Source organism: Streptomyces sp. P9-A2, assembly GCF_036634175.1.
In the GTDB taxonomy this organism is placed as follows: domain Bacteria; phylum Actinomycetota; class Actinomycetes; order Streptomycetales; family Streptomycetaceae; genus Streptomyces; species Streptomyces pratens.
In genome coordinates this window covers 557144-575504 of record NZ_JAZIFX010000001.1, presented here as the reverse complement: position 1 = coordinate 575504, position 18361 = coordinate 557144, and the positions used below count along the sequence as shown (strand labels likewise).

Below are 18361 nucleotides of genomic sequence, written 5' to 3'. Positions count from 1 at the left end.
CCTTCTCTCAGGAGCCACGTGCCACCCCACGACGACCTTCACACCATCGACGGGGACGTCTACGTCTCCCCGCGCTACCTCGCCGGCAGCACCGCGATCGGTGACCCCGGCTTCGCCCCGCTCCGCGACCTCGGCTGGGAACTGACAAACGACGACCTCGGCAACGCCTACCTGAACGCTCCCGACCGCAAGGTGCGCTTCGGCTACCTGCCGGAAGGTGAGGACGACGGTCTGTGGCGCATCAACGCCTACCAGGACCCGTTCGGTCCGCCGGTCTGGGGCGTCTGCTTCAACGACTCCAGTCCGACGGAGTTCGTCACCGCCTTCACCACCGCGCTCGCCGAGGCGTACGAGCAGGGCCCCGACACCTACCTCGCCGCCCCCGACCCCAGGAGCAAGGACCGAGGCCCGTTCCTCGCGGTCGCACCGCTCATCAACCGCGGCTGGCAGATCGACCACCCCCGCTGGGGAGTCTTTGCCGTCCGGTCCGCCGACGGGCTCGCCGGACTGGAGTTCACCACCGGAGCCCTCGACCCGGAAACCGAGCTGACCACCCGCGACGCCCGCTGGCAGCTGTGGGCCGGCAAGTCCCTTGACCGCCCCTTCTGGTACGCCACCGCCAGCACCGACACCCCCGTCGCCCTCGTCCGGGCCGTCACCGAATGCGTCTCCGACCTCGCACCCCTGCCCCGATGGCGACAGGACACCCACAGCTACGTCGAGAGTATGGCCCGCCTCACCCCGATCCTCCCACCGCCCCCACCGGCCCCGACGCCGCTCGACGTCCAGCGGGCCGTCGCCCGCCGCACTGCCGCCCTCCCCGCCACCAGCGTCCCGCGCTGGAGCACCACCAGCCGACCGGCCCTACCGGGCCCCCGCCGGTAACGCCAGCACGACCTCGACCGGAGACCCCTCTTGTCCCTGCAGGCCCCCGAGTTCTTCGCCGAACTGTGCCTCCCCTTCACCCACAGCACCGTCGTGGGCAACACCTACTACGCGACCCCCGTCGCGGGCGCACCGCTGTGGCTGCGCATCGGCTTCACCGACACCATCCACGCGGACACCTACGGCGGCCTGCGCCTGACGGTCCTCCACGCGAACCGGGGCGAGATCGATGCGGTGGCACTCAGCTTCGTGGATCACGGCACCTTCCACCGCCGCGACGAAGCCCACCACACCTCCGCGAACAACAAGCAGTACGGCACGTTCGACAAGCACCATCGCCCCGGCCAGCCGCCGTGGGAGGGCGCCGTCACCACCGGGCTGCGTGATGCCATCGAGCAGTACACCGCCGTCTGGTTCCCCGGCGTGTGGCAGGCATCGACGCCGAGCCACGCTGCTGGCCGTACCGCTCACAAGACCGTCCTGCCTCCTCCGGGTCCAGGTCCTGGCCGGACCCGATGACCTCCCCACAACCTGATCAAGGAACCCCCTTTCTCGTGCACGCTCGTATCGTCCGCGGCGCCGTCCGATCCGCTGCACTCGCCACCGCGGTGACCAGCACCCTCACCTGGGCGCCCACCGCGACCGCTCAGCCGACCGAGCCAACGCCCCCTGTCTCTACAGCTCCCACCGAGACTCCCGCCCTCGACGCCGGCAGCATCGCCATCACCAAGACGGACTCGGCCGGCGATCCCCTCGCAGGAGCCTCGTTCCTCCTCCTGGACCCCGCCGGTCAGGAAGTCGGACGCGGGAAGACCGACGCCCGGGGGAAGCTGACCTTGAGGTTCCCCGGAGGACTGGACAGATGTCGCCCGGGTTCACCTTGTCCGGCTTCGCTGATTGTTTTCGGCGGCTCGCCGGGTGAGGCGGATGTGCAGCTCTCGTGCGGACTCGCTCACCAGCTGTCGGGTGCGCTGCCCACCCACGCGATCGGCCGGCCTTCGCTGTTGCGGCCCCAGTGCGGTTCCTCCATCGAGGTCTCGTGACCGTCGGGCAGGACGCAGAGCCGCCCCCAGCGCACGGGCCTGGTCGCACTGGGCCTGGGATGGCTGGAGACGGGCACCCAGTTCCACACCGAACTTCCGTATCGGCCGCCTCGACCTGAGCCCGCGCTGGCTGCCCGCGGCGACGCGTGTCCTTCCGTCGGTCGGCGGGGAGCAGCGCCCGTCCTGGTGTCACGGTTGGGGTGGGAGGCTTCTTGTCACCGCGGAAGTGCTGAGGAGCTGGACGAGGAGCACCGCGATGTGGACGGCGGCCTGGGCGGCTTCCGGGGTGATGGGTGCGCTGGTCTGTCCTCCGGGGTGTCGGTCGCGGTGTCCGTGCCAGAGGAGTTTCATGAGGGAGAGGATCGTGTCGACCTTGGCGGGGACCGCATTGTTGTCGAGGATCACCATCGAGTAGGTCGTTCCGTTGCGATCCAGTTCACGGATGACGGAGCCGAGGGTCGCCCGGGGATCGGTGCTCGCGTACAGGGGGATCGCGACATCTTCTACTGCCCGCACCGCATCGACGTAAGCGCCACTTGAGTCGGGGTGCAGGGCGTACGCCTTGGCCCAGGAACTGCGTAGATAGAAGCTGGCGTCGCCGCGGCCGGAGGATTCGGCCTGCTGCATGGCCATGACGGCGGAGTCGGCGACGGTGGCGTCGACGACCCGCTCCAGGCCGGCGTGCGAGACGTCGTCGGCCTCGCGAACCTGGTATGCGGAGGCGGCATCGCCGAGCAGTGCGTCCAGTGTGTCGACCGGATCCACGAACGTCGCGGACTTGGAGAATATTGCCGCCAAGGGAGAGGCTGCGTTCGGGTGCTTGACGAGGTACTCGTGATGGGCGACCTCGCCGACCTTGAGGTAGAGCAGACAGTCGACGACATCGAGAAGCAGGCCAGCGGGCACCCTGGACAGATCATGTGCGCTCGACGGGAGGCGGCTGTTGTCGAAGACGTGAGCGTCGGCGTTCAACTTCAGCGCGGCTACGACGCGGTGGACGAGCGATTCCGTCACCACCGAATCCCGGATCCATGATCGCAGTCCCGGTTCCAGGTGCTCGGGAACTCCTTCATGGACCGTCCGGTCGACGGGAAGCCTGGCCTCGCGGGCGGAGAGCGGCTGCCACGGTGATGTCGTCATCCCTAGACCGTAGTGCCAGCTAGCGTCACCGCGTGGCTCGATCCTGCCCAAAAGAAAAGGCCGCTGCGCCCAGAACCGCGCCCGCCTCGTACAGGCCCTCTACACGCGGCTGGACCGCCTCACCGAACCCACCCCGGCCGCCACATAGCTCGACAAGCCCTGGTCACGAGGGCACGGGTTCGGTGATTCATCGGACGCGCTCGGGCGGTGCCGTCAGAATCGGAGTAGCAGGCGGCGCGCCTCTGCCCGGCGGCATCCCAGCAGGGGCACCGGGCAAGGAGGCCGGCGCTGTGGGGTTGAGCAGGTATGCCAGAGGGTGATCCGTCCTGGTGGCTCAAGAGCCGCAGAAAGAGGGCACTTTCGTGAGCATGATCCAACCGGTTGCCAACGGTTTGCGCACCGATCACCCGGTTCCCGGACTGCCGTTCATCAACGACGAGCGGCTGCTCTTGGACAGTCCTAACGCGATCGAGCGGACCGGCCGCGACCGGACCCCCGGTAGCCGATGGGGTTTTCGATGCGTCCCATCTCCACCCCGGCCCACCTGACAGCTGCCCACAGCGAAGCCCCTCCCGAATCCTCCCCGACAAAGCCCCCCAGTGGCCGTCACCGGCCGCCAGCGCGAGGGGAACGCCACCTGGTGACCTTCCGCCCAGGCACACCCTGGCTGCTGGCCGTCTTGTCATGAAAACCGCACGTCGGGCAGTGGATCATCGTTAGGATCACTCGATGGAGAACGACCTTGCTTCATCCGTCCCGGATGCTCCCGTCACCAGCCGGGAGCAGGACGCGGTGCGCCTCCTGCTGTTGATCCGTGGCGCCAGCCAGAAACCCACAGACCTCGACCTCGCTGACCCCGGCCTCGGCAAAGCGGTCGGGGTGGTCCGTACCCAGGTGCGCCTGCAGAAGCTGGACTTCTGGCTGAGGAACCCGGACTACCTGGCCGATGAGCTGCTCACTGACTACGAAACGAGCAAGGAGCCGGCCCTGCTGGAGCTCGCGGGGCAGATCCTGGACTCCGAGGAGCCCGAGGTCCGTCGGTACCCGATGCTGCGCCACCATTTCGGCGCCTACGAGCCGCTTGACGACGCGCTCGCGGTGCTGCGTAGCAGCGGCCTGGTCATGCGACGTCGGCGGGGGACCGTCAACCACGTGCGCCAGCACGACTACTACCTGACCCAGCACGGCGACCAGATCGCCCAGCGCGTGGTGAGTGAGGCACCGGTGTTCTCCTACTACGTCGAGCGGGTCGCCCTGGTGGTCGCCCTGGCAGACGGACTGGGCGGCACCGCACTGAAAAAGCGGCAGTATCTGCAGCGCGAGTACGCCGAAGCGGCACGCGGCACGCGCATCGGATCGGTGAGCACCCGGGCCAGGGCCCGGCTTGAGGCCCTGCGCGCACAGAGCGCCACCAACGACAACGAGGGGGAGTCGTGACCGAAGCCGAGGAGTCTCTTGCGGCCCGGATCGCCCGGCAGGCCAAGAGCAGCGAGGTCGACGTCCGCGACGTCTTTGCCACTTACGGGCTGCCTCTCACCCTCACTCCCGCCCGCCCGAGGGGACTGCGCCTGCACCGGATGCGCGTGGACGGCCTGCGCACCGGGTCCCTTGAGCCGGGCCCGTTCGACACCACGTTCCGCTTCGGCGCCGGGCTGACGGCACTGGTCGCCTCCAATTTGCGGGGCAAGACCAGCGTCCTGGAACTGATCACCTGGTGCCTGCGCGGAACCCCGCGTGACCTCCAATCGGGGGTCCGGAACTGGATTCGCCACCTGGACCTCGACATTGTCGTGGCCGGCCAGCCCCTCGGCTTCCGCCTTGACTGCCTTGACGGCGAGATCGTCAGCGCACAGGTACTGACCGGCCCCGACATCGACTCACTCGAAGCGGCTCGCACACCCGACGACACGGGCCAGATCACGGCTCTCATTACCGCCGGCAGCGCCGAGAGCTATGCCCAGCACATCCAGGCCTTCATGCTCGATCGCCTCGACCTGCAGCCCCTGCTCAACACACTCAACGAGACCGGCACCCAGGCCCACGGATGGCCCGCCTACTACGGAGCAATCTACCTGCCTGCCGGCGGCGACAAGGTGCTGCTCGGCGACCAAATGATGGGCGGTCTGCCCGGCCGCCTGCTCCAGGTCTTCCTGGACCTCCCGGCCGCCGCGACTCTGACCCGCGTACGCGCCGCCCATGACGTCAGGAACTCCACCGTCAAACGCCGCAAAGCCGACGCCCACGACGCTTTCCAGCAGCGCCGCGAGGAACGCGAACGCAAAGAGAGCGAGCTGCGCGAGGCCCGCGCCCGACTGGCCGCGCTGCCGGGCCCCGGCGAGGACGAATCCTTGACCTCCCTGGCCGCCGAAGCGGCACGACGGGCAGGTGAGGTGGCCGATGCTCAGGAGACCTGGGAAGGTCTGATGCGAGTGCACCGACGCGCGGTGGAGCACCGGCGCCGCGAGGAACGCCTGCTGAACGATGTGAGTGAGAGCCTCACCGCCCGGCTCCTCTTCCACGGCTTGGACCCGCAGGCATGCCCCCGCTGCGACCAGGAGATCGCCGAAGACCGGCGCTTGCAGGAACGCGACCACCACGCCTGCGCGGTCTGCGCCCGGCTTGTCACCGGCGAGGACGACAACCCGCAAGAGGTCCAGGACGAGGCACGACTGCGCCTGGAACAGGCGAAGGAAGCCGAGTCCACCTCCCGCCAGGCGCTGGAAGCCACCGAGGCCGAACTCACCCGGCTCACCGACCTGCTTGCAGTCGGCCAAGCACGCCTGCGCGAGGCCCAGTCCGTCCTTCTGCTCCCCCAGCGAATCCAGGCCCAAGAAGAGATCCTGCGTCTGGAAGGAGCGCTGTCCGTTCTCCCCGACCTGCCCGAGAACACCAGCGACCCCTACGAGAGCACGATCGTCAACGTCCTCAAGGCCGGCATCGCCGTCCTGGACACCGACAGCAAGTCCGCCGCCGAGCGATTGTTCGAGGACGTCAACAAGGAGATCGCCGACCTCGGACGCCGCTTCGGCATCAACTCCCTGGAGAGGGTAGAGATCAACCGGGCGGCCCAGCTGAAGGTCATCAAGGACGGCGGAGTCGCCGACTACTTCAGCAAGCTGAGCGCGGGCGAGCGGCTGCGCCTGCGTATCGCCGTGGTCATCGCGTTGCTGCGGGTCGGAGCGGCACACGGCCTCTCCACCCACCCGGGCCTGCTGCTGATCGACAGCCCCAAGGCCGAGGAGATCCAGGACCTCGACGCCCACAGCCTGGTCACGGAACTGGCGAAACTGGCTGACGAGAACAGCTTGCAGGTGCTGATCACCACCGCCGACTTCACCCTTGCCAACGGCGTACTGCCCAAGGACCGTATCGTCGAGGCAGCCGAGGGCCGCCCCATGTGGTGAACAGCCCCTTACCCACGAAACGCACGACCAGGACAGGAGAGGGCGGCATGGGTCTGGCCGAGCAACTCAGCGCCCTGGCCGAACAAGGCCGGGAGATCACGTTCGCCAGCCTCGGTATGCCCGCCGATGCCGTCCGTGCCGAGATGGACACGGTCGCCGCAGGCCCCTACGCCCCCCTGCTGGCCGAAGCGGTCACCCACGCCTTCGACCACGCCGAAGCCGACTGGCATGACATCGCAGGCACATTCCCCGGCGGATTCGCCCGCCAGCCCAGCTTCCTGCACACCACCGCGACCCTCGAAACACTCCTCGCCAGCACCCCCACCACACAACAGCTGGCCAAAGCCCTGAATTCAGCACTCCTCAACGACTTCAACACAGTGACAGGCACCCAGCCACTGCTCGCCGCAGCACGCCTCGAAGGCGCGGTCCGCCTCGCGGTAGCCAAATCGGTCAAACCGTACCAGGTGTGGGGGATTTTGGAGGAACTGGAGCAGAGCGACACTCCAGAGGACCTCACCGAACGCCTGCCTCGCATCATCGGCCTGGGACTGGACAGCTGGTCCAGCCACGAGCAAGCCATCACCGCCACCCTGCGCTCTTACCTCGAACGCCTCTCCAACGACGAAGCCAGTGACATCGACGCCTTCGTCGAACTGGGGTACGACCGACTGCGCACCGCGCTCACCTCCCGCACCGTGGCCGAGGTCATCGACCACCTCCAGGCCGCCCACACCTGGTTCACCACAGCAGACGCCGCCGAGGAAGCCCGACACGACGCCCGCGCCTACGCCGCCACATGCGACGCCCTGCTCGCCTTCACCGCCGGCCAGAGCACCAGACTCAACGAAGCCGCCGACCGGCTCGCCACCACCCTCAATCAGCGGCACGCCTGGAGCTGGGGCATGCACCAACCCGCCTGGCTGCAACCCCAGAAGGCCGCAGAAGTCGCCTGGGAACACCTCGTACTGCAGCTAAAACACGCCGCCGAACACCTGCAGGACACCGTCTGGATGGAACCCTGGGGAGCACTCGACCACGTCCTGACCGCCTACCAGGCAGCCCGCACAGTCTGCCCTGTCGGCTCAGCCGAACACGGCATGTCCCTCCTCGTCGAACCTGCCATCGAAGACACCTTCCTGCGCCAGCAGTCCCTCCTCGCCCAGCTCCGCCGCGCCGTCACCGAACCGGACACCCACCCCACCACGGGCTTCGACCAGGAGGCAGCATCCAAACTCCTGACCCGCGTGGAACAGCAACTGACAGCACGGCCCTCAGGCCCGCGGGAGCACGGAACCACCGCCGGCGCCGAGGAACCGCCTGGCGAAGCGGAGACCGAACGTGCCCACCGCCTGGCCCCCGCGGCAGTAAAAGCGGCTCTCCTGTCGGATCCGTGGGTCATCGGGTTGCGAGTTGACGGCCGGGTAGTTGAGGTCGGTGGCCGCCGAGGCTGAGCATCGCGAGGGCGATGAGGGACTTGGGGTCCTTGAAGCCGAAGGCGATGCGGGTGATCAGTCGGATTTTGGTGTTCATGGACTCGACCAGGCCGTTGCTCAGCCCGTGCTCGGCGGCGGCGGTGATGGCGTCGAAGTGTCTGACGATGCTGCGTTGCAGCTCGACGAAGGCCGCTATCCGTGAGCGGCGGGCCCAGAGCACCCAGTCCCACAGCGCCTCGGTGGTGTCGGGGCCCTGCTTGAGGGCGGTGCGCAGACCTTCCTTGAGCAAGTACGCCCGGTGCAGCAGCGGGTGAGCCTTGGCGATGAAGAGCAGCTGGGCCCGCTGCCCGGCCGTGAGGTCCTCGGGGTTCTTCCACAGCGCGAAGCGGGCTTTCTTCAGGGACTTTGAGCCCCGGGTGGATCTGCCCTTGCCTCCGCGCTCGGCGTTCCACACCTGACGGCGCACGACGTCCAGGGCGTCGGTGGTCCACTGAACGACGTGAAAGGGGTCCATCACCCGTACCGCCTGCGGGCAGCGCTCGGCGACCACCGTGGAGATCCAGTCGGCCGCGTCCGCGGACACGTGGGTGAGCTTCGCGGCGCGCTCGTTGCCCAGGGCGTCGAAGAACTTACGCAGGGTGGCCTTGTCCCGGCCGGCCTCAGCCCAGACCAGACGCCCGGAGTCGTGATCCACCACGACGGTCAGGTACTTGTGGCGCTTCTTGTAGCTGATCTCGTCAATACCGATCCGTCGTAGCCCGGCGAACAGGTCCACCGACTTCTCGACGTCCGCCCAGACCCGGGCGACGATGTTGCCTACCGTGCGCCACCCGGTCCGCATGAGCTGGGTGACGGACGTCTTGGAACAGCAGGTCGCCAGCCAGGCCACCTGCGTGTCGAACGCCAGGGTATGTCCGGCGCCGTGTCTCGCCCAGGGAACCGAGGCGACCACTATGCCGTGCTCGGGGCAGGAGACCCGGGGCGCGTCGGCCTCGAGGAATGCCTGGATGACGCCCAGGTCCAGGGCCCGCCAGCGTCGGCGTCCCTCACCGGCGTCGTACTTCGCCGCCTTGCGCCGGCAGATCCCGCACCGCTGCCTGTGGCCCTTCGCCGGTCGGACATGCGCCACGATCACCAGCTCACCACCGACACCGCCCTCGGGGTCGGCCTCCTCGGCCTCGACCTGCTCGATCAGCGTCTTTTCGACACCGAGCAACCGAACCCATATCCTCTTACTTTGCACGCCGTATCCAGGTTTATTCGTTTCGTACCTTCAGCAGTCGAAACGTACCCCGGGTACGGCGTGTTCTGCGTATCAGCCCTGGTCAACGACCCACGGATCCGACAGGAGAGCCGTAAAAGCACTCGGACGTGACTTCACCGCCCGACTCGCACGCACCAGCACCGACGACGACCTGAAGGCGATCGACGACCTCGCCTATCGCGCAGACCTCACCCGGCTACACAACGCCGACCCCGTCGCGGTGCCGCTGCTCAACCGTCTCCTGGACGGCCTGGAAGCGTTCCCCGACTTCGTCGGAGAGACCCGGCGGACCTTCACCGTCCTGGTCGGCCAGACCGTCCACTTCCTCAGGGCCGCAGCCGACCTGGACACCGCCACCGCTTTCGGCGAAGGGCGGACCGGCCCGGACGGCAAGCGCATCAAGTTCCGTGACTACCGGCGGCGCTTCGACAAAGCGGACGGCGACCTGGTCCCCGTCGAAGGAGACCTGCAGCAGCACTTCTACGTCTGGCTTCTCAGCAGCCAGATCGGTCACCTGGTCCAGGTCGAGGCCGTCAACCGGGCCCTTGGACGGGCCGACATCCTCGTCCACTTCGGATCCCGGCAGTACCTGACCGAGATCAAAAAGAACCACACCAGCAACGATCGGGCCTACCTGGAGAAGAGGTACCTGGCCCAAGCCGCCGAATACACCAACACCACCGCTCCCTTCGGCCAGCTGCTCGTACTCGACCTCACCGAGAAGAAGAAGGCTGGCACCCTCCGCGTCGACGAGCTGACCTGGCTGGCCAAGCACCGCCCGCCGAACGCCCTGATTGATCGCGCGGTCGTGGCAGCCGTCGTCACCGGCAACCGCTACACCCCCAGCGACTTCTCGGCATAGCAACCAGCCCAGGTCGGCCGCGCAGCCACTCACGCCCCCCGCCCCGGACGGGTAGGGGCTTCGCGCTGCCGTGCTTGCCCGCACAGACTTCGGTGAGCCGGTCCGCGTCGCCCTCCGTCACGGCCTGCTCGTAGCGGTCCTGGAACGCCTGGAGACGGGCCCGCAGCTCTATGCCGAGGTCTGTCTCCGCCGCCTCGACCCGGGCCCGCGCCTCCCGCACCCCCGGGTCGGACAGCAGAGCCGAGATGACGTCCTCCGCCTCCGCGAAGGCCCTGGTGCGGGCGTGCCGCCGCACAGCGTCCTGCACGCGCCGCTCTTCCTCGGGCGTAGTCATCACGCCGCTCCTTCCGTGGCCGCCCACTCCAGCCCGAGGCCGGCCAGCGCCCGCAGCTTGTCGACGGTCAGCTTGGTCCGGCGACTCTTGCTGTTGGACAGGAACACCCCGAGCTTGACCTCCGTCCCGTCCGGCAACGCCTCTACGTGGGCCCTGGGGACCTTCACAGAGCCCGTGCGGGCCCTTGTACTGTGCCAGGGCCGCAACACCCCTCTCGAAGGCGCTCACGGGCGCCGTGGACGGCCCCGCGGACACGTCCGGCTTCACCGGGGCCGGAGCGGCGGCGAGCGGGGTGACGCCGACGGCTTCCAGGCGCTCGCGCTACCCCTCCGCCAGGGCCGCCCACACCTCGGGCTTCCGCTGCCGGGCCAGCCACTTGCCGACGTCCATCCCGTGCACAGTGAAGCCGGGCAGGACCTCCGCCGGGCCTTCCTCGTCGCGCACCAGCTCGCGCAGCGCGGCGTAGTGCCGCTGCCACTCCGCGGGCCACGACGGGTTCCAGTCCTCGTCGATCTCCTTCAACGCAGCCTCCCACTCCGGGTGGCCCTCCAGCGCACCCGAGCGGCGCAGGTTGGACAGCCACTGCCCCACCGGCTTGTCCAGCGCCGCCGCCGACCTCGGAGCGCACAGCGTCCAGTGCTCCGCGTAGTACACCCGGGCCGCCGCCAGGTTCTCCTGGAACCGCGCATCGGCCGCCGACCAGGCCATGCCCAGCTTCTCCAGCCGCGCAGCGCGCTTGCCGCTCATCTGCCCGGCCCCGTAGGCCCGCCGCTGCTCCGCGACCCAGGTCCCCAGCGGGAACGCCCCCTCCTTGTGCTCGTACGGAACCCGGGCGTGAAGCTCACGCTCGGTGAACTTCTTGAGCTTCGCCCAGCCGCGCGCCCAGTCCTGCTTCTCCGTGTCGATCACGTTGAAGGACACCCAGTCCGCGACCATCACCGGATCACGCGGAGCCGCAAAACGCAGCAGCAGTCGGGTTTCGTCCTCGTCATCGCCGGGCGCGGCACCGATGTACTCGGACGGCTGCGCGACGTCCTTCTGCGGCTCCTGCGGGATGGCCAGCAATTCGATTTCCTCTTCATCGTGAGCCCGCAGACCTTCAAGGACCTTCACCAGAGGCCGGTACGATCCCGAGGTGAACATATCCTCCGGATTTTCCTCCAGCTGGAGAAATACCGGCACGATCAAAGAGGCGAGCTTTCCCTGTCCCGGCTTCTGACGCAAAGCGCGGCCGACCGCCTGGACGATGTCGTGCGGAGCGCCCTTGGGGTCCAGCAGAGCCACGCTGTCCACCGCTCGGATGTCGATTATCTATAGGTGGGGTGAGCGTGAGCGACGTTTGTTCTGATTGCTAGGCAGGGCGTGCCTAGCACAGGGCGTGGCGTGCGACACCTTGTAGCCTGAGGATCCTTACGGAGACAGGTCGGACTGTGGGCGCGGCATTCCGGAGTAAGGGGCGGCTCAGGTGTCGGTTGTCCGGGGGCGTGGATATAGGTGGACTGTACCTGAGGTGAATTCTTCAATGCCAACGACGCTTTTTGCGTAATGCAAAGAAATTTGTAGTGCTGTGCTTCGCTTCAGGGGTGTGATGTCGGTAATGTCAGGCAGGGAAGCGCGGCAGTTGATGAAAATGGTCTCAAGGTTAGGGAATACCTCAGGTACTAGTTCCAGTTGTGCATCTGAATCTGTGGGCGACAACTGAAGGTGTTTCACGCCATGCATGGGAGGTGCCTGTGCAAGATCGTATTGTGAGATGTAAAGATCCGTCAGCTGAGGCAGTGAGGCTACCTCTCGCCACTCTGCAGGGGTGGGTGTGGAATTGATTACCAGATCCTCTAGGTGCTGCCACTTGGAGACGCCTCGCAGGGGCGTATCGATCCATCTAGCTAGGCGCAGTGCGGTCAAGTCCAACGGTGCGGGCATATCCTCCAGGCTGTCCCATGGGAGGCGGGTGTAGAGGGCGAGTTCCGTAAGGTCCCACAACGAAGCCAGAGCGTCGAAGGAGATTTCGTCTGGGAACTGCAGGAGGCTCAAGCGTGACAGTTGAAGTCCTGCAAGGTCGTCGATGTGTGTGAGCTGGCTGCACTCGGCCAAGGCGAGTTCTGCCAAGGCGGGAAGTTGGCGGACGAATCTCAGGTCTGTCAGTGATTTACCGGAGTAGATGCGCAGTGTATGGGTGTGTTCGGGTGAGAGGTGTTCGATGATTTCCTCAGCAGTGAATTCATCTCGAAATGTGACGTTGAAGTTAGGTTCCAGTAGTCGCAGGGCGTTGCGCTGATCGGGAGTGTTGACGTCCAGACTTAGGTGGTCTTTAAAGGGGCGTAGGATGTCCCGCGCATACTCGTCGGCCTCGAAATTCTCCCAGCCCCCGACTATCGAAGAGGGGGGTGTGTCGGCAGGTAGGGCCTGTGCGAAACGCTGGAGGAATGCGTAGCCATGGTCGCCGCCGATGGCAGCGGCCGTCCGAATTACGGGGCCGACTTCGTCGCCTTCCAGGCTTTGGGGGCCCGGTAGCAAGTCCAGGATGCCGGGTCCGAGTGCGGCAAGCTCCTCTGCTTCTTCCTGGGAGCGTGGCGGCATCAGGTGGCGTGCGCGCTGTTCGACCAGTCTGCGGGCGTCGGGGTCTATTTCGGTGGCGTACTGCAGGCTGGCAGCTGCCAGAAGGTGGAGCCTGGACCGGTGCTCGCTTTCGGCATCACCGCGTTTGACGAGACGGCGAAGGAGGTCGGCGCTTTCGGCTGGGCGGGCGTGGGCAACGGCCATGCGTATGACATCTTCCCACTGGTCGTCGTGGGCGTTGTTGACCAGCAGAGGGAAGTCGTGGGCTTCGATGGCGGCTTTGGCTCCGAGGTAGTCCTGGAAGGTGCGGTGGATGAAGTCGAAGGCGTCCATGGTGGGCTGGCGCAGGAGTCCGCTGCGGCCGACCAGATGGGTGAGGACCTGGTCGGCAGTGCCCTGCTCGGCCACGGCCTGCATGGCCGGCAGTGCGTCACTCACCAGGGCCAGCGCGGTGGCCCGGTCCATCTCGGTCTGTCGGTTGCGGATGAGCCAGTAGGCCAGACGCTGTAGTAGCTGAATGCTCTGGTGTTCGGTGAGTTGAATGCCTTCGGGGACATCGATGCTGCGCTCAAGATCACGGCGTACGAGCAGCATTGAGAGTGCTGCCTCGTAGAGCTCCATACGACTGTGAGGCAGGTGGCCGCGGCGGTCCCGGTGCAGCGCGCAGATGAGTGCACACATCAGGGGTGTGCTGGACAACTGCGCCAGGTCACGCTGAGCACGTACTGTCACTTGGAGCGCTGCTTCGAGATCGTGCAGTTGTGCGCGTTCGGCTTCGGTCGCCGTACTGTGCCGGGCGGCAGTATGCCACCGGCCGACGAAGACGCCGATGTCGGCGGTGCTCATAGGCCGCACCGACAATTCAGTGAAGCGCGACGATGCGAGCCAGCCTTCGGGAACAGCTGATGGCCTTGTGGTGACCACGAAATGTGCCTCCCGGTATGCCGCCAGGAGCTGCTCGAGCCAGTCCCGGGTGGCACCCCGCTGTTCCTGGGGCACCTCGTCGATCCCGTCGACCAGGACGAGCGCCTCACCTCTTGCGAGTACGCCATCGGCCCAACCTTCAGGCTGCGAGGCAGCCAGCGGTGTGCCGACCGCAGACAGGAAATCGTGTGGCCCCGGGAGAGGCCCGCGCCGCACCAGCGTCCGCAGGGGCAGGACGAAGGGGATCTGCCCACGCCAGCCCGCCAGTTCCTCTGGCAGCTCATCGCGTGCCGTCGCGACAGCCAGCCACTGCAGCAGCGTTGTCTTCCCGCTGCCGGCGAGCCCGCGCAGGAGCACCCGTCGGCAGTCGGCCAGCGCACTCTCGGCACGCTTCACCATGACGGGCGGCCGGTCCGCTTCCTCGCCGCCTGCAGGCCAGCCTTCCGGCCGCTCCGCCAGTTCCAGGCTCAAGTAGGCAGCGTCGAGTGGCCAGCGCGCACGTTCCGGCCGGCTCAGGTCCAGCCCTACGACGGTCAGTTGGGAATGCCGCTCTGCCACGTAGTTGAGATACCGCTCCACAAAGGACGGCTCCACCTTCGGCCGCACCGGTCTGCGCACCACTCTTACCGGTGAGACATCAGGCTGGCGCACTGCGGCTTCGCGCAGGGCCAGCATCGGCTTCACATCCGCACCCAGAGCCTTCACCAAGGCCACCAGCGTGGCCTCGGAGGGCACCATGCGGCCGTTCAGTGCCTGGCTGAGCGTTGTCCGCCCCAGCCCGGTCCGCTGCTGCAACCCCCCGATCTGCAAACCCCGCTGCGCCCTGAGGGTGCGCAGCCGCAGCGCGAGTTCCGCCAACGGATCCTCGTGCACGTCCCCCATGTCCTGCTTCTCCGTCCCCCGGGCGACCGTCTTCGTTCATCTTTGTTCGCCCTGAACCCCGGTGAACACCAAAGCCGCGAAATTCCCCGGAGTCACCGTCGTCGACCGTCCCGGGAAGAAGCCATGAACACCTCACCCATCCACCTGATGCTCCTGGTTCTGCTCCTGGCAGTCGTCGCGCTCTTCTGCACCCTCGTAGGAGCAGCGGCCGGCCTGCTTGCTCGCATCGACGGGGCTACCTACGCCAGCGCCCTGCTACGGGGTGCCCTGGCCTTCGCAGGCAGCACCACCCTCTGCCTGGCACTGCTGACCTTCGTCCTGACGGCGCTGTGAACTGACGGATCCGTTGGCGCACCCCCTTCGCTGGCGAGAGAGGGGTGCCCGCTGTGGTGGGCGCCGTCAGTCGTGAGTGCCGGGGAAGCCCGTCCAGCGCCAAGCCGTCGACCGTGGGGTCTGAGTGCGTTGTGGCAAACCGGATCTTGTTCGAGCGGCAGCGGGTGATCATCTGGACGGAGGTTCGGGTGCGGTCGCGGGCATGAGAGAACGGGCCCCTTGGTAGTGACGCGGTTACGACACCAGCACGACCAAGGAAGCCCGTTGCCTGATCAGTTGAGCAGTATCTCTGTGCATGCGTCCACCGCGGTCACCCCTGGGTGTGACTGCTACGTGCACCGGTTCGGTTCGCTCGCTCCGGGACGGCGGGCAGGCTGCTATCCGAGTGACATGACGGATGCGGAGTGGGCCGAGGTCCGCGCCGCGATGCCGGTGCCGGCCTGGCTCCTGAAGCGGGGCGGGCGCCCCGAGGCGTACTGCCACCGGACAATGCTCGACGCGGTGCGCTACCTGGTCGACAACGGAGTGAAGTGGACGGCTCTGCCGGTCGATTTCCCTTGCTGGCGGGCGGTCTACGACTTCTTCCGCCGCTGGCGGGCCTACGACTATGCGCGTGAACTCTACGAACGCCTGCGACGTTCGGCGAGGGAGCGCGCCGGCCGCAACGCCGAGCCCAGCGCGGGAGTCATCGACAGTCAGTCGGTGGACGCCTCCGAGACCGTCGGCGAGGACAGTCGCGGATACGACGGCGGCAAGTCACGTGACGGCCGCAAGCGTCACATCCTGACCGACACCGAGGGCCTGCTCCTGGAAGTGACCGTGACCACGGCCGATGTGCACGACTCCAAGGCCGCCCCCGCACTGCTGGAGACGTTCATGCAGCAGCCGGGCCGGCTGCTGAAACTGGTGTGGGTCGACAGTGCCTACCAGGGTCCGGCGCTGGCGAAGGCGTTCGCCCGTCACGGAGTCCGGACCGAGGTCGTGCGCCGCTCCGACGGACAACGCGGATTTGTCGTACTGGCCCGCAGGTGGGTCGTGGAGCGGACGCTGAGCTGGCTCTCCCGCTCACGCCGCCTCAACCGCGACCACGAACGCCGCCCCGACCACCACGCCCAGATGGTGTGGTGGGCCGCCGTGATCAGACTGTCCCGGCGCCTGGCCGCAGACGCTCCGCGCTGGCCGGAGAAGCGTCCCGGCCGACTGCTCCGGGCTCAGGCATGAACCGTCCGTCCTTCGCCCGCACCAGCCAGCCCCGCTTCTCCAGCACATAGGCACGGTGACGGATCTTCTCCACCTCGTTCCTGATCTCCGCCTCCCGGCCCACCGCCCGCGTCAGCTCCACCCCGTTCACCGGCCCCGAAGCGGCCACCACCGCGGCGAACACCTCCCGATACAGGCCGCTGAGCACCTCCTCACCCATGCCCGACCGCCACACCGGCGGCCGCCCGCCATGCCCCGAGCCCGGGCCGCCCGATCCCACGGCGGCAGCCATCTCACCACCGGACGGCACCGGAACCGGCGTATTCACCGGGCTCTCCCCGGCCAGCACCGACACAAGCTCCTCACGCCCCACCCGGGCCCGCTCGACCCGCTCCCGCGCGGCATCCACCTCCGCCTGAGCCTGCTCCAGGACCTCCGTCCAGGACTCCAGATCCTGCCTCGCCCGCGCCTCACGCTGTTCCATCAACCCCAGCACCGACGGCATCGCACCCTCCTCGATCCATAACAAGCCGTCCGCTGCCTGCCCCTACCCCAAGGCGATCATGCCCCGCACACGAAGAAACCCCTGCTCATCGAACAGGGACTCCCTTTGCCACAACGCACTGATTTTATCTGAGCTTGGCGTTTAACGTGGGCGGGTTTGGTGTTCCTTGATCGACTCGGCGCGTTTGACGGTCTTGCCGACGTCGTGATGCCTGGCCCGGTGCCTGTTCTTCGAGCCTGCAGGCCGTCCCGGCCCTGGCCGGGACGGTTTCGGTGCGGCCGCCGGACGGGCCGTGGTCGCGCGGACGTTGCGAAACCCCCGCCGCACCCGGGCGGGGGTGAGCCGACGCGGTGCAGCGGGCCGTTCCCAGGGGTGGCGCAGGTCTTCGGCGAGGGGCCGGGCGAGGCGGAGCTGGATGTGGGCGGCGATGATGAGCCAGGTCCACAGGTCGGCGGTGTCCGCGTGGCGGGTCTTCGGGGCAGTCCAGCCGAGGGTCTGTTTCATCAGCCGGAAGGTGTGCTCCAGGTCGAATCTGCGGAGGAACACCTGCCACCAGCGGTCCACGCCCGCCGGTGTGGCGGCGGTGGCCGAGCACCACAGCCAGACCGGTTTAGGGTCGCGGTCGCCGGGCAGGCGCTCGACCTGGAGACGGATCAACGTGCCGTGCAGGATGGGGAGTTCTTCCTTGGCGTGGTTCAGCCAGGGGCCGCGGTGGGTGAGTCGGGGGTGCATCCGGTCCCAGGCCATCGCGGCGGCCGTGCCGTAGCGGGTGGTGTCCGTGGCGGTCGTGACATCCGGCTCGTGCCAGCTGTCGGGCTTCTTGAACGTCAGGACGCCGCCATGCCGGCGGGGACGCCCGCCCCGGGGGCCCGACCGGGCGGGGCCGGGGTCACGGAGCATGACCCGGTCCGAGCGCAGCCGTCCGACCAGCACGACGGGAAGGTCGGCGAGAGTGTGGGTCAGGTAGGCGACGTCGTAGCCGGAATCCATCACGATCACGATGTCCGGATCGCCCGGCTTCCAGTGGCCTGTGCTCGTCAACCGCTCGATGACATCGCGGAGTTGGGCGGCCGTGACAATGGTCGCGTCGTCGGCCGGGCCCAGGCGGACCGCGTCCAGCAGGGCGACCCAGGAGGTGCGGCCGGACTCCAGGGCGGCGACGAAGGAGTAGGGCCAGCCGGGCACCAGCTGGTCCGAGCTGCGGTCGCCGCGCCCGTAGACATGGCAGAAGAGCCGGTCGTTGCTGGTGGGAGCGTCGGGCCGCAGCCAGTTGCTGACGTCCACGGCGAGCACGATGCGCCCGTCGGCCGCCCTCGGCAGCGGCAGCCCGGCCAGCGTGCGGCGCAACCGTGTCGGCTCCAGCCAGCCCCGGTCCAGGGCGGCGTACAGGGCGCCATGCCCGCGCCGGTGCTCGACCGCCAAGGAGAGCTCGACCAGGGTTTTCACCGGCCCGTCCGCGCACAGCACCGCATCGGTGAGCTCGAAGAGCGCGTCCGCGCGGGAGTAGAGGCAGTTGTAGAACTCGACCCGAAAGCGGGACAACACGCCCAATGCCTCGCCTGCGGGCGCGTCGACGGGGAGACTCATACG

17 protein-coding genes and 1 pseudogene are annotated in these 18361 nt (G+C 67.6%); 9 read left to right on the top strand and 9 right to left on the bottom strand.

Features of this window, described 5'->3' with window-relative positions; translation table 11 throughout:
- Positions 1-18: 18 nt before the first annotated feature.
- From V4Y04_RS02610 to V4Y04_RS37650, 3 genes and pseudogenes are all read left to right on the top strand, one after another.
- The gene (locus V4Y04_RS02610) at positions 19-885 is read left to right on the top strand and encodes a DUF317 domain-containing protein (RefSeq protein ID WP_332425536.1); all 867 of its coding nucleotides are present in this window, start codon (positions 19-21) and stop codon (positions 883-885) included.
- Positions 886-915: 30 nt separating this feature from the next.
- Positions 916-1404, top strand: a complete 489-nt coding sequence (locus V4Y04_RS02605) for a hypothetical protein (protein ID WP_332425535.1) — start codon at positions 916-918, stop codon at positions 1402-1404.
- A pseudogene (locus V4Y04_RS37650) lies at positions 1401-1712 on the top strand (hypothetical protein); the annotation flags it as partial. The gene V4Y04_RS02605 and the pseudogene V4Y04_RS37650, both read left to right, overlap by 4 nt.
- Before the next feature lie 125 nt (positions 1713-1837).
- On the opposite strand, the gene V4Y04_RS02600 reads toward V4Y04_RS37650, so the two are convergent.
- Together V4Y04_RS02600 and V4Y04_RS02595 are read right to left on the bottom strand one after the other, a co-directional pair.
- Positions 1838-2017, bottom strand: a complete 180-nt coding sequence (locus tag V4Y04_RS02600) for a hypothetical protein (protein ID WP_332425534.1) — start codon at positions 2015-2017, stop codon at positions 1838-1840.
- A 100-nt stretch (positions 2018-2117) separates the two neighbouring features.
- Complete coding sequence (locus V4Y04_RS02595; RefSeq protein WP_332425533.1) at positions 2118-3068, bottom strand: hypothetical protein; 951 nt, start codon at positions 3066-3068, stop codon at positions 2118-2120.
- Between the two features lie 729 nt (positions 3069-3797).
- Here V4Y04_RS02595 and V4Y04_RS02590 point away from each other — a divergent pair.
- From V4Y04_RS02590 to V4Y04_RS02580, 3 genes are read left to right on the top strand one after another with little or no spacing between them, the layout of a single operon-like run.
- A complete protein-coding gene (locus V4Y04_RS02590; RefSeq protein WP_332425532.1) occupies positions 3798-4505 on the top strand; it encodes a hypothetical protein in 708 nt (235 codons plus the stop codon).
- Positions 4502-6472 (top strand): ATP-binding protein, encoded by a 1971-nt coding sequence (locus tag V4Y04_RS02585; RefSeq protein WP_332425531.1) that lies wholly within the window; start codon positions 4502-4504, stop codon positions 6470-6472. Before V4Y04_RS02590 ends, V4Y04_RS02585 begins: the two co-directional genes overlap by 4 nt.
- 47 nt (positions 6473-6519) lie before the next feature.
- Positions 6520-7926, top strand: coding sequence for a hypothetical protein (locus V4Y04_RS02580; protein WP_332425530.1), 1407 nt, complete (start codon positions 6520-6522; stop codon positions 7924-7926).
- On the opposite strand, the gene V4Y04_RS02575 is transcribed toward V4Y04_RS02580, so the two are convergent.
- Positions 7871-9151: an ISL3 family transposase gene (locus V4Y04_RS02575; protein WP_332425529.1), complete on the bottom strand. Its 1281-nt coding sequence runs from the start codon at positions 9149-9151 to the stop codon at positions 7871-7873. The genes V4Y04_RS02580 and V4Y04_RS02575 overlap by 56 nt on opposite strands.
- Before the next feature lie 241 nt (positions 9152-9392).
- Between V4Y04_RS02575 and V4Y04_RS02570 the strand changes: the two genes are divergently transcribed.
- Positions 9393-10034: a hypothetical protein gene (locus V4Y04_RS02570; protein WP_332425527.1), complete on the top strand. Its 642-nt coding sequence runs from the start codon at positions 9393-9395 to the stop codon at positions 10032-10034.
- Here V4Y04_RS02570 and V4Y04_RS02565 read toward each other — a convergent pair.
- The 4 genes from V4Y04_RS02565 to V4Y04_RS02555 form a co-directional block, all read right to left on the bottom strand.
- Positions 9994-10368, bottom strand: coding sequence for a hypothetical protein (locus V4Y04_RS02565; RefSeq protein ID WP_332425525.1), 375 nt, complete (start codon positions 10366-10368; stop codon positions 9994-9996). The genes V4Y04_RS02570 and V4Y04_RS02565 overlap by 41 nt on opposite strands.
- Complete coding sequence (locus tag V4Y04_RS37645; RefSeq protein WP_435841982.1) at positions 10368-10535, bottom strand: hypothetical protein; 168 nt, start codon at positions 10533-10535, stop codon at positions 10368-10370. The genes V4Y04_RS02565 and V4Y04_RS37645 overlap by 1 nt, the downstream gene beginning before the upstream one ends.
- Positions 10536-10689: 154 nt before the next feature.
- Positions 10690-11661 (bottom strand): Helicase associated domain protein, encoded by a 972-nt coding sequence (locus V4Y04_RS02560; RefSeq protein WP_443079935.1) that lies wholly within the window; start codon positions 11659-11661, stop codon positions 10690-10692.
- Between the two features lie 168 nt (positions 11662-11829).
- Complete coding sequence (locus V4Y04_RS02555) at positions 11830-14733, bottom strand: NACHT domain-containing protein (RefSeq protein WP_332425523.1); 2904 nt, start codon at positions 14731-14733, stop codon at positions 11830-11832.
- 123 nt (positions 14734-14856) lie between these two features.
- On the opposite strand from V4Y04_RS02555, the gene V4Y04_RS02550 reads away from it, so the two are divergent.
- Positions 14857-15066: a hypothetical protein gene (locus V4Y04_RS02550; protein WP_332425522.1), complete on the top strand. Its 210-nt coding sequence runs from the start codon at positions 14857-14859 to the stop codon at positions 15064-15066.
- A gap of 390 nt (positions 15067-15456) precedes the next feature.
- Complete coding sequence (locus V4Y04_RS02545) at positions 15457-16287, top strand: IS5 family transposase (RefSeq protein ID WP_332425481.1); 831 nt, start codon at positions 15457-15459, stop codon at positions 16285-16287.
- On the opposite strand, the gene V4Y04_RS02540 is transcribed toward V4Y04_RS02545, so the two are convergent.
- Both V4Y04_RS02540 and V4Y04_RS02535 read right to left on the bottom strand, forming a co-directional pair.
- On the bottom strand, positions 16205-16771 hold the full coding sequence (locus tag V4Y04_RS02540; RefSeq protein ID WP_332425483.1) for a hypothetical protein: 567 nt from the start codon (positions 16769-16771) through the stop codon (positions 16205-16207). The two genes, V4Y04_RS02545 and V4Y04_RS02540, sit on opposite strands and share 83 nt — an antisense overlap.
- Before the next feature lie 141 nt (positions 16772-16912).
- A complete protein-coding gene (locus V4Y04_RS02535; RefSeq protein WP_332425521.1) occupies positions 16913-18358 on the bottom strand; it encodes an NF041680 family putative transposase in 1446 nt (481 codons plus the stop codon).
- Between the last annotated feature and the right edge of the window lie 3 nt (positions 18359-18361).

Excerpts from the sequence above, each read along its gene's own strand:
- V4Y04_RS02595 (WP_332425533.1), bottom strand. The coding sequence starts at position 3,068 with ATGACGACATCACCGTGGCAGCCGCTCTCCGCCCGCGAGGCCAGGCTT.
- V4Y04_RS02590 (WP_332425532.1), top strand. The coding sequence starts at position 3,798 with ATGGAGAACGACCTTGCTTCATCCGTCCCGGATGCTCCCGTCACCAGC.
- V4Y04_RS02580 (WP_332425530.1), top strand. The coding sequence starts at position 6,520 with ATGGGTCTGGCCGAGCAACTCAGCGCCCTGGCCGAACAAGGCCGGGAG.
- V4Y04_RS02565 (WP_332425525.1), bottom strand. The coding sequence starts at position 10,368 with ATGACTACGCCCGAGGAAGAGCGGCGCGTGCAGGACGCTGTGCGGCGG.
- V4Y04_RS02555 (WP_332425523.1), bottom strand. The coding sequence starts at position 14,733 with ATGGGGGACGTGCACGAGGATCCGTTGGCGGAACTCGCGCTGCGGCTG.
- V4Y04_RS02550 (WP_332425522.1), top strand. The coding sequence starts at position 14,857 with ATGAACACCTCACCCATCCACCTGATGCTCCTGGTTCTGCTCCTGGCA.
- V4Y04_RS02545 (WP_332425481.1), top strand. The coding sequence starts at position 15,457 with ATGACGGATGCGGAGTGGGCCGAGGTCCGCGCCGCGATGCCGGTGCCG.
- V4Y04_RS02540 (WP_332425483.1), bottom strand. The coding sequence starts at position 16,771 with ATGCCGTCGGTGCTGGGGTTGATGGAACAGCGTGAGGCGCGGGCGAGG.
- V4Y04_RS02535 (WP_332425521.1), bottom strand. The coding sequence starts at position 18,358 with ATGAGTCTCCCCGTCGACGCGCCCGCAGGCGAGGCATTGGGCGTGTTG.